The 13,143-nt window shown below is 62.2% G+C and carries 13 protein-coding genes; 3 read left to right on the top strand and 10 right to left on the bottom strand.

The window, feature by feature from the left end:
- Positions 1-25: 25 nt before the first annotated feature.
- Together rhlE1 and yedA are read right to left on the bottom strand one after the other, a co-directional pair.
- Entirely contained in the window at positions 26-1,363 is a 1,338-nt protein-coding gene (gene rhlE1, locus AC3WRD_RS10970) for an RNA helicase RhlE1 (protein WP_096820817.1), read from the bottom strand.
- A 53-nt stretch (positions 1,364-1,416) separates the two neighbouring features.
- On the bottom strand, positions 1,417-2,367 hold the full coding sequence (gene yedA / locus AC3WRD_RS10965) for a drug/metabolite exporter YedA (protein WP_096820816.1): 951 nt from the start codon (positions 2,365-2,367) through the stop codon (positions 1,417-1,419).
- A gap of 163 nt (positions 2,368-2,530) precedes the next feature.
- On the opposite strand from yedA, the gene AC3WRD_RS10960 reads away from it, so the two are divergent.
- Complete coding sequence (locus AC3WRD_RS10960) at positions 2,531-2,986, top strand: Lrp/AsnC family transcriptional regulator (protein ID WP_102621133.1); 456 nt, start codon at positions 2,531-2,533, stop codon at positions 2,984-2,986.
- Between the two features lie 37 nt (positions 2,987-3,023).
- On the opposite strand, the gene AC3WRD_RS10955 is transcribed toward AC3WRD_RS10960, so the two are convergent.
- From AC3WRD_RS10955 to AC3WRD_RS10945, 3 genes are all read right to left on the bottom strand, one after another.
- The gene (locus tag AC3WRD_RS10955) at positions 3,024-3,629 is read right to left on the bottom strand and encodes a 3'-5' exonuclease (protein ID WP_039771802.1); all 606 of its coding nucleotides are present in this window, start codon (positions 3,627-3,629) and stop codon (positions 3,024-3,026) included.
- A gap of 17 nt (positions 3,630-3,646) precedes the next feature.
- Complete coding sequence (locus AC3WRD_RS10950; protein ID WP_096820814.1) at positions 3,647-4,126, bottom strand: NYN domain-containing protein; 480 nt, start codon at positions 4,124-4,126, stop codon at positions 3,647-3,649.
- A gap of 137 nt (positions 4,127-4,263) precedes the next feature.
- Positions 4,264-5,022, bottom strand: a complete 759-nt coding sequence (locus AC3WRD_RS10945; protein ID WP_102620831.1) for a DUF2076 domain-containing protein — start codon at positions 5,020-5,022, stop codon at positions 4,264-4,266.
- 178 nt (positions 5,023-5,200) lie between these two features.
- Here AC3WRD_RS10945 and AC3WRD_RS10940 point away from each other — a divergent pair, with 178 nt between their 5' ends.
- Complete coding sequence (locus AC3WRD_RS10940; RefSeq protein ID WP_102620832.1) at positions 5,201-5,875, top strand: YciC family protein; 675 nt, start codon at positions 5,201-5,203, stop codon at positions 5,873-5,875.
- 74 nt (positions 5,876-5,949) lie between these two features.
- Positions 5,950-7,026 (top strand): endonuclease/exonuclease/phosphatase family protein, encoded by a 1,077-nt coding sequence (locus tag AC3WRD_RS10935; protein WP_096820811.1) that lies wholly within the window; start codon positions 5,950-5,952, stop codon positions 7,024-7,026.
- Positions 7,027-7,028: 2 nt separating this feature from the next.
- On the opposite strand, the gene AC3WRD_RS10930 is transcribed toward AC3WRD_RS10935, so the two are convergent.
- The 5 genes from AC3WRD_RS10930 to AC3WRD_RS10910 form a co-directional block, all read right to left on the bottom strand.
- Positions 7,029-7,865: an ABC transporter ATP-binding protein gene (locus AC3WRD_RS10930; RefSeq protein ID WP_064382153.1), complete on the bottom strand. Its 837-nt coding sequence runs from the start codon at positions 7,863-7,865 to the stop codon at positions 7,029-7,031.
- A complete protein-coding gene (locus AC3WRD_RS10925; RefSeq protein WP_085732919.1) occupies positions 7,853-8,656 on the bottom strand; it encodes an ABC transporter permease in 804 nt (267 codons plus the stop codon). The genes AC3WRD_RS10930 and AC3WRD_RS10925 overlap by 13 nt, the downstream gene beginning before the upstream one ends.
- Before the next feature lie 10 nt (positions 8,657-8,666).
- Entirely contained in the window at positions 8,667-9,644 is a 978-nt protein-coding gene (locus AC3WRD_RS10920) for an ABC transporter substrate-binding protein (protein ID WP_096820810.1), read from the bottom strand.
- A 395-nt stretch (positions 9,645-10,039) separates the two neighbouring features.
- On the bottom strand, positions 10,040-11,410 hold the full coding sequence (locus tag AC3WRD_RS10915; RefSeq protein WP_102620834.1) for an aspartate aminotransferase family protein: 1,371 nt from the start codon (positions 11,408-11,410) through the stop codon (positions 10,040-10,042).
- Between the two features lie 32 nt (positions 11,411-11,442).
- Positions 11,443-12,936: an aldehyde dehydrogenase gene (locus AC3WRD_RS10910; protein ID WP_102620835.1), complete on the bottom strand. Its 1,494-nt coding sequence runs from the start codon at positions 12,934-12,936 to the stop codon at positions 11,443-11,445.
- Positions 12,937-13,143 lie beyond the last annotated feature (207 nt).

Below are 13,143 nucleotides of genomic sequence, written 5' to 3'. Positions count from 1 at the left end.
GCGCGGGAACGACCCTGTCTGACGCTTAAGGCTTACGCTTGCGCGGCCCGGTATTGAATACCGGCACCTTGCGCACAGGCTTGATCGCCACCTCCGGCGCCGGGGTATCCCCGCTGTCCACCCACTTGCCCAGATTGCGCTTGCCACCGCCACCGGAAGCCTTGGGCTTTTTCGGTTTCTTCGGCTTCTTGATCACCTGGCCACTGGCATCGGTGTCTGGCACACGGTGCTCCGGCACGAAGTCCGGCTCAATCTCGCGCTTCAACGTGCTGCGGGTCAGCATTTCAATCGCCGACAACATGTTCACTTCATCGGCACACACCAACGAAATCGCCTCACCGGTCGCACCTGCGCGGCCAGTCCGGCCGATACGGTGGATGTAATCCTCGGCAACGATCGGCAGATCAAAGTTGACCACCAACGGCAGGTCTTCGATATCCAGACCACGGGCGGCGACGTCGGTGGCCACCAGAATCTGCACTTCGCTCATTTTGAAACGGTCCAGCGCCCGCTGCCGAGTCGCTTGCGGCTTGTCGCCGTGGATGCCGTCGGCATTCACGCCCAGGCCCTGGAGCTTCTCGACCAGCGCGTCCACACCATTACGGGTCTTGGCGAACACCAGCACCTGCTTCCACTTGTTCTTGCGCATCAGGTGCACGAACAGTTCCGGCTTGCGCTTCTTGTCCACCGTCACCACCCATTGCTTGACGGTGTTGGCGGCGACGTTGCGCGGGCTGACTTCGATGCTCAGCGGATCGTTGAGCATCTGCCCGGCCAGCAGGCGGATGTCATCGGAGAAGGTCGCGGAGAACAGCAGCGTCTGACGTTTCTTCGGCAGCGCGCGGTAAATGTTCGCCAGCTCCTCGGAAAAGCCCAGGTCGAGCATGCGGTCGGCTTCGTCCAGCACCAGGGTTTGCAGCTGATTGAATTTCAGCGCCTTCTGGCGGAACAGGTCGAGCAAACGGCCCGGGGTTGCCACCAGCAGATCGACGCCGCCGCGCAGCTTCATCATCTGCGGGTTGATGCTGACGCCGCCGTACACCGCGTAAGTGCGCAACGGCAGGTTTTCGGCGTACTGGCGCACGGCTTCGTGGACTTGCTCGGCCAGCTCGCGGGTCGGTACCAGGATCAATGCACGGACCGAGTTGGCAGCGACTTTCGGCCCTTCCATGCTCAGCAGCTGCAACAGCGGCAAGGCGAAACCGGCGGTCTTGCCGGTGCCGGTCTGGGCTGCGGCCATCAGGTCGCGACCGGCCAGCACGGCCGGAATGGCTTGCGCCTGCACCGGCGTCGGGGTCTGGTAGCCGAGCTTCTCGAGGGAGCGCAGCAAGGGTTCGATCAGGCCAAGGGTGGCGAAAGTCATGGGAGTACCGTAGGAAAAATCAGAGCAAAGTGTGCGATGGCGCGCAGTTTACCCTAATTCGCACGCTGCTCCGTCGCTATGGCCTTCGTTGCGGCAGCCGGCTCGGTGACCACCGGCAGCTGCCGTGGGCGGCGCCACTGCGGCAGACCGATCAGCACCACCGCGCCGATGATCACCAGCATCGCCAACGCCTCTTCGATCCCGATGGTCTCGCCGACAAACACGATCCCCAGCAACACCGCCACCGCCGGGTTCACATAGGCATAACTGGTGGCCGCCGCCGGGCGAACGTTTTTCAACAGATACATGTAGGCGTTGAAAGCGATGATCGAGCCGAAGAAGATCAGGTACGCCAGCGCCAGCCAGCCTTCCAGTGGCGGCATGGCCTGCAGGTGTTCACCGCTCGCCGCGCTGCCGATCAACAGCACCACGCCGCCCACCAGCATTTCCACGGCACTGGCCATTGCGCCCTGGGGCAACGGCAGGTGCTTGCTCCACACCGAACCAAACGCCCAGCTCGCCGCCGCGAAAATCAGCAACGCCGCGCCCAGCGGGCTCGATTGCAGGTTGGAACCCATGTTGAGCATCGCGATGCCGATAATCCCCATCGCCACCCCGGCCCATTCCAGACGCGTGTTGCGAGCGCCCCAGAAATAACCGCAGAGCAAGGTAAACAGCGGCACCGTCGCCACTGCCAGTGCGGCAACACCCGACGCCACACCGCTGTGTTCGGCCAGGGTCACCGCACCATTGCCGAAACTGAGCAACAGAATCCCGATGATCCCCGCCGCTTTCCACTGCGCCCAGGTCGGCGCCGGTGCCCCGCGCCAGCGCAGGAACGCGTACATCAGGCTGCCGGCGATCACGAAGCGCACGCCGCCGAGCATCAGCGGCGGCCAGTATTCGACGCCGATGCGGATCACCAGATAGGTCGATCCCCAAATCACGTACAACGCAAAAAACGCGGCGATCAGCGGCAAGGAAAAACGGCGCACGGCAGACATGAGACGACTCGACATCAAGGCAGGGAGACTGGTTATTCTAGAAAGGCCAACCGCTAAAAATAAGTTACAAAACCTGTTTATAGCGCCGGTACACTTTTGAAAACACGGAGATCGACGGCCAAAACCGCGATTTCGAAAGTCTGGCAATTTCAGGAGTCCGACCTTGGACAAATATGACCGCATGCTGCTCAGCGCCCTGCTCGAAAACGGTCGCGCGTCCTACGCCGATCTCGCCCGCAAAGTGAACCTCTCCGCCCCCGCCGTCGCCGAGCGCGTGGCCAAACTGGAGGCCAGCGGCGTCATCACCGGCTACTCGGCCAAGGTCGACATGGCCAAGCTCGGCCTGCCGATCCAGTGCGTCATCGAACTGCGCCTGAACCAGCACGGCAACCCGAAGGTGTACGACGAACTGATCAGAATTCCGCAACTCACCGAATGCCACCGCGTCACCGGCGACCCGTGCGTGATCATGCAGGCCGCCGTGGGCTCGATGACCGAGCTGGAAGAGCTGATCAACCGGGTGGCGAAATTCGGGTTCAGCAAGACGTCGATCGTGTTGTCGAGTGCGATAGAGAAGCGGGTGCCGTTGGGGCATATCGAAGGCAACGGAAAACCCTGAAGCATTAACACCTACCGCCGATCGTTCCCACGCTTATTCAGCGATAGCGTTGCAGGTGCTCGCCGACCTTGGCAGCCGGGACTTTCTGCAATTTGCACAGCAGGTCGTGCGATAGCTCGCGCACACCGTGCTTGCGCCGCAATTCATCCGCCAGATGCGCCAGCAAATTCGCCGCCATCTCCGCATCCGCCATCGCCCGGTGGGCCTGGCCGGTATGCGGCAGTTGGGCGAAGGTCGTGAGCGTGCCGAGCTTGTGGTTCGGCGCCGCTGGCATCAGGCGGCGGGCCAGCAGCAGCGAGCAAGCGAAGTTCTGCAGGCGGGTGCGTTTGATCCGGCCCAGTTCAAAGTCCCAGAACTTCTGGTCGAACGCGGCGTTGTGCGCCAGCAGGGGCGTGCAGCCGACGAATTCGTTGACTTCGTTCATCACTTGCTCGGCCGAGGGCGCGGTGCGCAGCATGGCGTTGCTGATGCCGGTGAGTTGTTCGATGAAGGCCGGGACGCGTACGCCGGCGTTCATCAGGCTCTGGTAACGCTCGACGATGCGGCCGTTTTCCAGCATGACCACGGCGATTTCCGTGGCCCGGCAGCTGCTGCTCGGCGAGATGCCGGTGGTTTCAAAGTCGATGACTGCAATGCGTTCCAAACCGGGTTCAACTCCGTTCAATTCTTGAGCAACAGCGTGCCTTCAATCGGCACATAACGGCTGGCGGCGCGGATCAGCGAGTTGGCGGTCAAGCCGGGAACGCCATAGGCCACCGCTTGCACGCCGTGTTTGTTGATGATGCGTTCGAGCAGCATGTCGAAGTCGCCATCACCGGAGGCCAGGACGATTTCGTCGACGTGGTCGGCGGCGTCCATGATGTCGAGGGTGATGCCCACGTCCCAGTCGCCCTTGGCCGAGCCGTCGCTGCGCTGGATGTAGGGTTTGAGTTTCACGGTGAAACCGAGGTTGCGCAGGATCTGCTGGAATTGCTGCTGTTTGCTGTCGCCCCGGTCGATCGCATAGGCATAAGCCTCGACGATCTGCCCGTGCTGGCTGACATCCGCCCACAGCGCCGCGTAGTTGAAGTGGCAACCATAGGCCTGGCGGACGGTGTAGTAGAGGTTCTGCACATCGGCGAACACTGCGATTTTTTTCACCGGAGTTCCTGTGAGCGCTGACGCGCATGAGCCGGATCAGGCACCAGGCCCGAAAAAGGCGCTCAGTATGCCAGCCCGAAGGAAGGTTCCGCGAATAATCGGCCCGGGGCGCTCAGGCGCCCCGGACGAATGGTGAATCAGACGAAGGAATCGTCGTCATCGAAGAACGATGAGTTATCATCGCTGTAGTCGGTGTCGGTGAAGCCACCCTGGTTGTTGCCGAAGGAATCGTTGTTGGCCATGCGCTGGTCATCGCCCCAACCGTTATTACCCTGATCGGCCACTTGCGCAGGCTCTTCCTTGATCACTTCGACGATTTCTTCCGGCTGCTGGTTGTGATGGAACAGGCTGCTGATGCCTTGGGCCAGCATCACGCCACCGGCCACACCGGCCGCGGTTTTCAGGGCGCCGCCGAGGAAGCTGCTGCCCGCCGCCGGGGCCGCTTGCTGTTGGCCATAACCCGGTGGTGGCGCGCCAAAGTTCTGTTGTGGCGCGGGTGCAGCGAAGTTCTGCTGCGGTGCCGGCTCACGCCAGCCGCCAGTAGAAGCCGGGGCGCTCTGGGTCGGCGCCGGGCGCGGGCTGCTGCCACCGAAGATGCTCGACAGGAAACCACCACCGCTCGGCGCCGAGGCAGCACTTTGCGCCTTGGCCGATTGCAGTTCGGCCTGCAGTTGCTGAACCTGTTGAGTCAGTTGTTTGTTCTGTTCGTCGAGGCTCTTGATCGCGGCCTCCTGCACCAGAATCGCCTGGGTCATGAAATAGCCTGCGGCCGGCTGGCGCGTCAGGTGTTCCTTGATCCGCGCCTCGGCCTGGGCGTCACGCGGGGCTGCCTCCGTTTCGGCCTGCTGCAGCCGGGAAAACAGTCCATCGATCAGGGTTTGCTCTTCGCTGTTCATGGCGACCTCGTAGATTGCCGGGGATAACGTTGCCCTCCTCCACAGTGGAGGAGGCGCAGCTCTGTAATGGAGGCAGTGACAGAATGTTTCAATGGTCTTTACCGAACGTTTACGTTTGCGCCCGGCAGCACATCATCGGTTAAAGTGAGCCACTGTTTTTGACCTGCGATACCGACTGATGAATGCCTTCGATGTGCTGCGTGACTCGCTGTATTTCTTTAAACGCAATCTGGTGCGGATCGTCCAGCTGTGTCTGCCGCTGGTGATCTTCGAAGCCGCGCTGCAACAAGTGGTCGATCGTGCCAGCGACCCGGACGGTTATTCGGCCATCAGCGTGATCGTCGGCCTGCTGGTCTATCCGCTGTACACCGCCGCGCTGATCCTGTTTCTCGACGCCCGCACCCGCGGCGAATCCCCGCAAACCCTCGATCTGCTGGCGATGTCGGCGCGCCTGTGGCCGCGTTTCGCCGTGCTCACTGCGCTCAACACGATGTTGATCCTGCTGGGCCTGTCCCTGTATTTCCTGCCAGGCCTGTGGCTGATGGTCACCCTGGCCTTCGGTGAATACCTGCTGGTGCTGCGCGGCTACGGCCCGTTGCAGGCGATGAAGGAAAGCCTGCGCCTGAGCCGTGGGCACTTCCTGCGGATTCTGGCGTGCATCCTCTGTGTGATGGGGCCGTTGTGGCTGCTCAAGGGCCTGACCTTGCAGGTCTATCCCGATCCGCAGAATCCGTTGATCGCCGTGCTGATCGACAGTGGCCACAGCTTCCTGCAACTGTTCACCAGCGTGGTGCTGTTCCGCCTGTTCATGTTGATCAGCGAATTACCCGACAAACGTGACGGAATAGCCTGACCGCTCTGCGCTTGGGCTGAGCGACGGGTCTCGGGTATGCTCGGGACCACTTCCGTATCGCTATAAGCCGAGCCATGACCCGTCTACTGCGCTACATCCTGCTCTCCGTGCTGCTGGCCGTCGCCCTGATCGGCGTGATGATTTTCAGCCTGACCTGGCGCCCCGACGCCCGGGAGACCCTGCCGGTCAGTTGCACCGGGCAGCCGCCGACGCTGGTGCCCGGCCAGGCGCTGAAGGTCATGACCTGGAACGTGCAATACCTGGCCGGCAAGCGTTATGTGTTCTGGAATGACCTGGCGCAAGGCGACGACGAAGCACCCACCCCGGAAGACATGGCGTTCAGCCTCGATGAAGTGGCCCGGGTGATCCGCGACGAACAGCCAGACGTGGTGCTGTTGCAGGAACTGGATGACGGCGCCAAGGCCAGCGACTATCAGAACCAGCTCAAACTGCTGCAGGAACGCCTCGCCGACCTCTACCCGTGCAGTGCCCATGCCTTCGACTGGAAGGCCGATTTCGTCCCGGATCCGCATGTCTTCGGCAGCGTCGGCCGGCAACTCGCGACCCTCAGTCGCTTGCGCATCGAACACGCTGAACGCCTGCAATTGCCGGTGCAGCCGCTGAATATCATCAGCCGTCAGTTCCAGCCGAAAAACGCCCTACTCGCCACCACCCTGCCGTTCAGCGATGGCGGGCAACTGGTGGTGTTCAACACGCATCTGGATCGCGCCATGCAGCCGGACGAAACCTTGCAGGCGCAAGTGACGGCGGTGGCCAAGGTTCTCGACAAACACGAAAGCCACGGCACGCCGTGGCTGATCGGGGGTGACTTCAACCTCTTGCCGCTCGGCCAGTACCGGCGCCTGCCCACCGAACAGCGCACGCCCTACTCCGTGGACAGTGCGCTGCATCTGTTGTGGGACAAGTACCCGATGATCCCGACCAACAACGAAGCCAGCGGCATCGACCGCGCCAAGTGGCTGACCCATTACCCCAACGACCCCGGCCTCAACGGCCCGGACCGCACGGTCGATTACCTGTTCTACAGCCCGAAGATCAAACGGGTCGAAGCCACAGTGCGGCAGGACGATACGTTGCGCATTTCCGATCATTTGCCGGTGATTGCGAAGTTCCTCCTGCCACCCAACTGATCTCAGTGAGCCTCTTCGAGATCGTCGTGCAACAGCCCGAAGATCTGCCGTTTCATGTCGATGAACGAGCGCTCCATGACCATGTCCAGCGTGCGCGGGCGTTCGATCGGCACATCGAGAATCTGCTTGATCCGCCCGGGCCGCGCGCCCATCACATACACCCGATCGCCGAGCAGGATCGCTTCGTCGATGTCGTGAGTGACGAACAGCACGGTTTTCTTGCTGTTGCCCCACACCCGTAACAACAGCTGCTGCATTTGCAGGCGCGTCTGGCTATCGAGGGCGCCGAAGGGTTCGTCCATCAGCAGGATCTGCGGGTCGTTGGCCAGCGCCCGGGCAATCGCCACCCGCTGCATCATGCCGCCGGACAACTGCTTGGCGTAGTTGTCGGCGAACCCGGACAGCCCGACTTCATGCACATAGTGATCGACGATCTCCTTGCGCCGCGCCGCCGGCATGCCCCGACGCTTGAGGCCGAACTCGACGTTTTGCCGCACGGTCAGCCATGGGAACAGCGTGTAGCTCTGGAACACCATCCCGCGATCCGCGCCGGGGCCCTGCACTTGCTGGCCGCCGACGTAGATCTCGCCGGATGTCGGCTCGGCCAGGCCGGCGGTGAGGTACAGCAGGCTCGACTTGCCGCAGCCTGACGGCCCGACCAGCACCGCGAATTGCTGATCCGGCACTTCGAACGACACTTCTTCAAGCGCAGTGAATGTTCCGCCGCCGGGTTTGCTGTAGCGCAGGCTGACCTTGTCCACCTGCAACCTTGGCGCGGCGAGTGCCGGTGCGGCGACCGGCTCGATGAAACGACGGTTGGCAGCGGTTACTGAGCCCATGCGGCAATCCTCAAACGCAAGAAGCGGAACAGTTGATCGGTGACCAGGCCGAGCAGGCCGATGATCGCGATGGCGAGAAAAATCACATCCACCTGAAAGCCGCGCATGGCCTTGAGGCTCAAGTAGCCGAGGCCACTCGATGCGGCGACCAGTTCGGCGACCACCAGATAGGTCCAGGCCCAGCCCATGGTCACCCGCAAGGTGTCGAGCACACCCGGCAACGACGCCGGGGCGATCACATGCAGCACCGCGTCACGCCGGTTGGAACCGAGGGTGTAAGAGGCGTTGATCAAATCCTTGGAAATGCCTTTGGACACGTCCGCGACCATCACCAGTTGCTGGAAGAACACGCCGAAAATGATCACCGACACCCGCTGCTCCAGACCGATACCGATCCACAGGATGAACAGCGGCACGAACGAGGTCACCGGCAGGTAACGGATGAAATTCACCAGCGGTTCGAGGAACGCCTGGACGATACGGAAGCTGCCCATCAGCAAGCCCAGAGGCACTGCCACCAGCGACGACACGATGAAGCCCACCATCACCACTTCGACACTGGCCCAGACATGCTGGCCGAGGGTGCCGTCGCGGCTCAGGCGCACGGCGGCTTCAACCACCGCGCCGGGCGTCGGCAGGAACATCCCCGGCACGATGCCGCCGTAGGACAACCCGGCCCACAGGCCGACCAGCAACACCCAGGCCAGACCGCTGGCGCTCCACACCACCGGCACCGGCAATCCGGTCTTCGGCGTGATGCAGCGGCTCAGCCATGAATTGCGCTTGAACATGACCAATCTCCTAGAGCGGGCTGACGAAACGGTTATCCACCAGATCGTCGTTGCTGACGTTGTAGGGCTTGCCCTGCAATTCGCTGGCGGTTTCGTTGGCCAGTTTGATCAGCGGTGCGCTGTCACCCGGCGCGCCGGGTTTGCCCAGCAGCTTCTCGCTCATGGCCTGATCGTAGAAGCGCACGCCTTGCGCGGCGGCGGCCAGTTCCTTCGGATCGGACAGGTAACCGCCGACGCCCTTGGCCATGATTTCGTAGGCTTTCTGTGGATGGTCCTTGGTGTACTGCACCGCTTTGTAGAGGCCGGCGACCAGCGCCTTGACGTCTTCCGGCTGCTTCTCGATCACCGTGCAGTTGAGCGCCACCACATCGACGATCACCCCCGGCGTACTGCTGCTGTCGATCAGCACCTTGCCCTGCTGCTTGTCGCGCACCATCGACAGATGCGGTTCCCAAGTCACGGCGGCCGGCACACGACCGGCGATGAACGCCGTGGCGGCATCGTCGGCAGTCATGTTCTGCACGGTGATGTCGCTCATGCTCATGCCGTTCTTTTTCAGCAGGTACGACAGCCAGAACTGCGAGGTCGAACCTTCATTGACGGCCACGGCCTGGCCCTTGAGTTCCTGCAGGCTCTTCACGTTCTTGCCGACCAGCACGCCGTCGCCGCCATGGCTGTCATCCAGCGCGGCCACGGCCTTGAAGCAGAACTGCGGGCGGTACTTGAGCACTTCGTCGATGGTCGAGGCCGAGCCGGACAATTGCCCGGACGCCTGGGCGGCCATGTACATCGAGGCTTCTTCGACCACCGGCAATTCGACGGTCAGGCCGTTTTCCTTGAAGTAGCCCAGATCCTGGGCCAGATACAGGGTGCCGTAACCGACCCACGTGGTGTGGCCGATCGACAAGGTGCCGGCCTGGGCGCCGGTGACTGAAAGGGCGGAAATCGCCAGAGGACATGCAAGACGGGTAAACAAGGACTTGTTCATGGAGCACTCCCAACGCTGTTGATTTAGTTGTCATGGGCAGTACGGCCAGCCGTGGTGTCGCGATTGCACGCTGCGGTCTCTGCTGGACTCTGGCGGGCAATGCCTTGGCTGGCGAAATCGATGTTGACCCAGGCTTGGCGTCAGGAAAACGAGGAAATAGTTAGACGCGAACGATGAAAAAACTGGGTAGTGCGCACCGCGAAAGGGCGCGTCGGGCGGGGGTGCCCGAGGTGGGTGCAGATTGGGAAAAGTCTGGCGGAGATCGTTCCCACGCTCCGCGTGGGAATGCAGCCCGGGACGCTCTGCGTCCCATTCGAGAGCTGGAACGCGGAGCGTCCCTTGAGGCGTTCCCACGCAGACGGTTCGACGCCTCGACGTGGGAACGATATTGGGAGTTAGAGCCGGCCGTATTCCTGCGCCGTACGATCCAGCGCTTTCAACGTCTTGCCCACCAGCTCGTCTATCTCTTCACGGCTGGCAATCAGCGCCGGCGCCATGATCATTCGCCCCAGGGTCGAGCGAATGATCACCCCCTCTTCAAAACCGATCGTGCGGCAGCGCCAGGCGATGTCGTTCTCGTTGGCGAAGCGCTTGCGTGTCGCCTCGTCTTCGGCCAGTTGCAGCGCCGCGACCATGCCCGTGCCCTGGATATCGCCCACCAACGGGTGATTGCCGAACACCTCGCGCAGACACTGCTGCAGGTACGGCCCGATGTCATCCTTGACCCGCGTCACCACGCCTTCATCGCGCAATGCCTTGAGGTTGGCAATCGCCACCGCCGCCGCCACCGGGTGCCCGGAATAGGTCAGGCCGTGGGCGAATACGCCGCCCTGCTCCACCAGCACGTCGGCCATTTTCTTCGACAGGATCAGGCCACCCATCGGGATGTAACCGGAGGTCAAACCCTTGGCGATGGACAGAGTGTCCGGCTCGAAACCGAAGTATTCGTGGGCAAACCATTCGCCGGTGCGACCGAAGCCGCCGATCACTTCATCGGCGCACAACAGCACATCGTATTTGCGGCAGATGCGCTGGATTTCCGGCCAGTAGCTTTCCGGCGGGAAGATCATCCCGCCCGCGCCCTGGAACGGCTCGGCGATGAAACCTGCGACCTTGTCCGCGCCCAGTTCGAGGATCTTCGCTTCCAGTTGCTGCGCCGCCCGCAGGCCGAATTCCGCCGGGGTCAGGTTGCCTTCATGAGCGAAGAAGTACGGCTCGTCGATGTGCGCGATGTCGGGAATCATCCCGCCCATTTCGTGCATGAACTTCATGCCGCCGAGCGCCGTCGCGGCCAGGGTCGAACCGTGGTAGCCGTTCCAGCGGCCGATCATGATTTTCTTCTCGGGCTTGCCCAGCACCTGCCAGTAACGGCGCACGGTACGGATCAACACCTCGTTGGCCTCGGAGCCGGAGTTGGTGTAGATCGCGTGGCTGTAGTGCCCCGGCAGCAGGCTGAACAGTAGCTCGGAGAGCTCGATCACCTGCGGGTGAGTGGTGTGGAAAAACATGTTGTAGTACGGCAACTGCTCCAGTTGCCGACTCGCCGCCGCGTTCAGGTCCTTGCGCCCGTAGCCGAGGTTGGTGCACCACAGCCCGGACATGCCGTCGAGGTAACGCCGACCGTCGTTGTCCCACAGGTGCAGGCGGTCGCCGCGCACCATCACCCGTGGGCCCTCGTCGTTGAGGGCCTTCTGGTCGACGAACGCATGAATGTGGTGCGCTGCATCGGCGGCCTGGTAGTCGCGGGTTTCACGTGAGGTGGTCATCGCCGGATCTCCTTTTTTGTTGTGAGCGGCTGTCATGAGCGCAGTTGAAACCAGGTGGTTTTCAACTGGGTGTATTTGTCGAACGAGTGCAGCGACAGATCGCGGCCGAAACCGGATTGCTTGCCGCCGCCGAACGGCACGGTCACGTCCAGCGCATCGACGCTGTTGACCGACACCGTACCGGCTCGCAATTGCCGCGCCACCCGGTGCGCGCGATGCAGATCATCCGTCCACAGCGACGCCGCCAGACCGTAGACGCTGTCGTTGGCCAGTTGCAAGGCGTGGGCCTCGTCATCGAACGGCATCACCGCCAGCACCGGGCCGAACACTTCTTCGCGAAACAGGGTCATGTGCGGCTGCACGTCGGTGAAAATCGTCGGCTGAACGTAGTTGTCCGAACCGTTGAAACTCAGTTGTCGCCCGCCGCAGACGAGGGTCGCACCTTCGCGCTCTGCCTGATGGATGAAGCGCAGAATACTTTCGGTCTGACGAGTCTCGACAATCGCCCCGGCCGCACTCGCCGGATCCAGCGGATCGCCCGGCTGCCAGCGTTCGGCCTGGGCCTTCAGTCGCTCGACGAACTCATCATGAATCGAGCGCTCCACCAGCAATCGCGAGTTGGCCGAGCAGACTTCGCCCTGATTGAAGAAGATCCCGAATGCGGCTTTCTGCGCCGCCAGATCCAGATCCTTGCAGTCGGCGAACACTAGGTTGGCGCTCTTGCCGCCGCACTCCAGCCACACCTGCTTGAGGTTCGACTGCGCGGAGTACTGCATGAAATATTTGCCGACCTGCGTCGAGCCGGTGAACACCAGGCAATCGACATCCGGGTGCAGGCCCAGGGCTTTACCGGTTTGTTCGCCGAGCCCCGGCAGCACGTTCAACACACCGGCCGGCAGCCCGGCTTCAAGCGCCAGTTCGGCCAGACGCAATGCGGAAAAAGGTGATTGCTCGGCGGGTTTGAGAATGACCGAGTTGCCCGCCGCCAGCGCCGGGGCGAGTTTCCACGCGGCCATGTCCAGCGGGAAGTTCCAAGGCACCACGGCGGCGACCACGCCCAGCGCTTCGCGGGTGATGGTCGCCAGCACATTCGAAGCGCTCGGCGCGACTTGATCGTAGAGTTTGTCGAGGCTTTCGGCGTACCAGCGAAACACCCCGGCGGCGCCCGGCACGTCGATGTTGTAAGCGTCCATCACCGGTTTGCCCATGTTCAGCGAATCGAGCAGCGCCAGCTCTTCGCGATTGGCCAGAATCAGATCCGCCAGACGCAACAAGACTTGCTTGCGCTCGGTCGGTGAACGCCCGGCCCAGGTGCCGGCCTCGAATACCTGCCGCGCATTGCGCACCGCCGCGTCGACATCTTCTTCACCGCACGCGGCGACGTTTGCCAGAAGCTGGCCGGTGGCCGGGTTGATCGCGGCAAAGGTCTGCCCCAACTGAGCTGAACGCAACTTGCCGTCGATCACGGCCTGATCAGGAAAACTCAATTCAGCGGCCTTGCGCTGCCAGTCTGCAAGCTCGAACACGGTGGTTGCTCCTTGGACTTTTATTCTTTTGAGAACAGTGCGCAGTGATAGTCGCTCAGGCCCGTGCGAGCTAAAACCAGTAAAAATGTCTTCGCAGACAATAAAAAAGGTAACCAGCCGATAGCCCCCTCGCGCGCGTATGGGGCTATTGTTCAGGGACAAAAAAACTGCCGACAGAACGGAGGCCGGCGGCGTACAAATTGCTTG

This window comes from Pseudomonas sp. FW215-R2 (assembly GCF_058789255.1).
This window is presented reverse-complemented; position numbering and strand designations above follow the sequence as displayed.

Bases quoted from the DNA above. Each gene is read 5' to 3' on its own strand.
- rhlE1 (WP_096820817.1), bottom strand. From the start codon at position 1,363: ATGACTTTCGCCACCCTTGGCCTGATCGAACCCTTGCTGCGCTCCCTC.
- yedA (WP_096820816.1), bottom strand. From the start codon at position 2,367: ATGTCTGCCGTGCGCCGTTTTTCCTTGCCGCTGATCGCCGCGTTTTTT.
- AC3WRD_RS10945 (WP_102620831.1), bottom strand. From the start codon at position 5,022: ATGAACAGCGAAGAGCAAACCCTGATCGATGGACTGTTTTCCCGGCTG.
- AC3WRD_RS10940 (WP_102620832.1), top strand. From the start codon at position 5,201: ATGAATGCCTTCGATGTGCTGCGTGACTCGCTGTATTTCTTTAAACGC.
- AC3WRD_RS10935 (WP_096820811.1), top strand. From the start codon at position 5,950: ATGACCCGTCTACTGCGCTACATCCTGCTCTCCGTGCTGCTGGCCGTC.
- AC3WRD_RS10930 (WP_064382153.1), bottom strand. From the start codon at position 7,865: ATGGGCTCAGTAACCGCTGCCAACCGTCGTTTCATCGAGCCGGTCGCC.
- AC3WRD_RS10925 (WP_085732919.1), bottom strand. From the start codon at position 8,656: ATGTTCAAGCGCAATTCATGGCTGAGCCGCTGCATCACGCCGAAGACC.
- AC3WRD_RS10920 (WP_096820810.1), bottom strand. From the start codon at position 9,644: ATGAACAAGTCCTTGTTTACCCGTCTTGCATGTCCTCTGGCGATTTCC.
- AC3WRD_RS10915 (WP_102620834.1), bottom strand. From the start codon at position 11,410: ATGACCACCTCACGTGAAACCCGCGACTACCAGGCCGCCGATGCAGCG.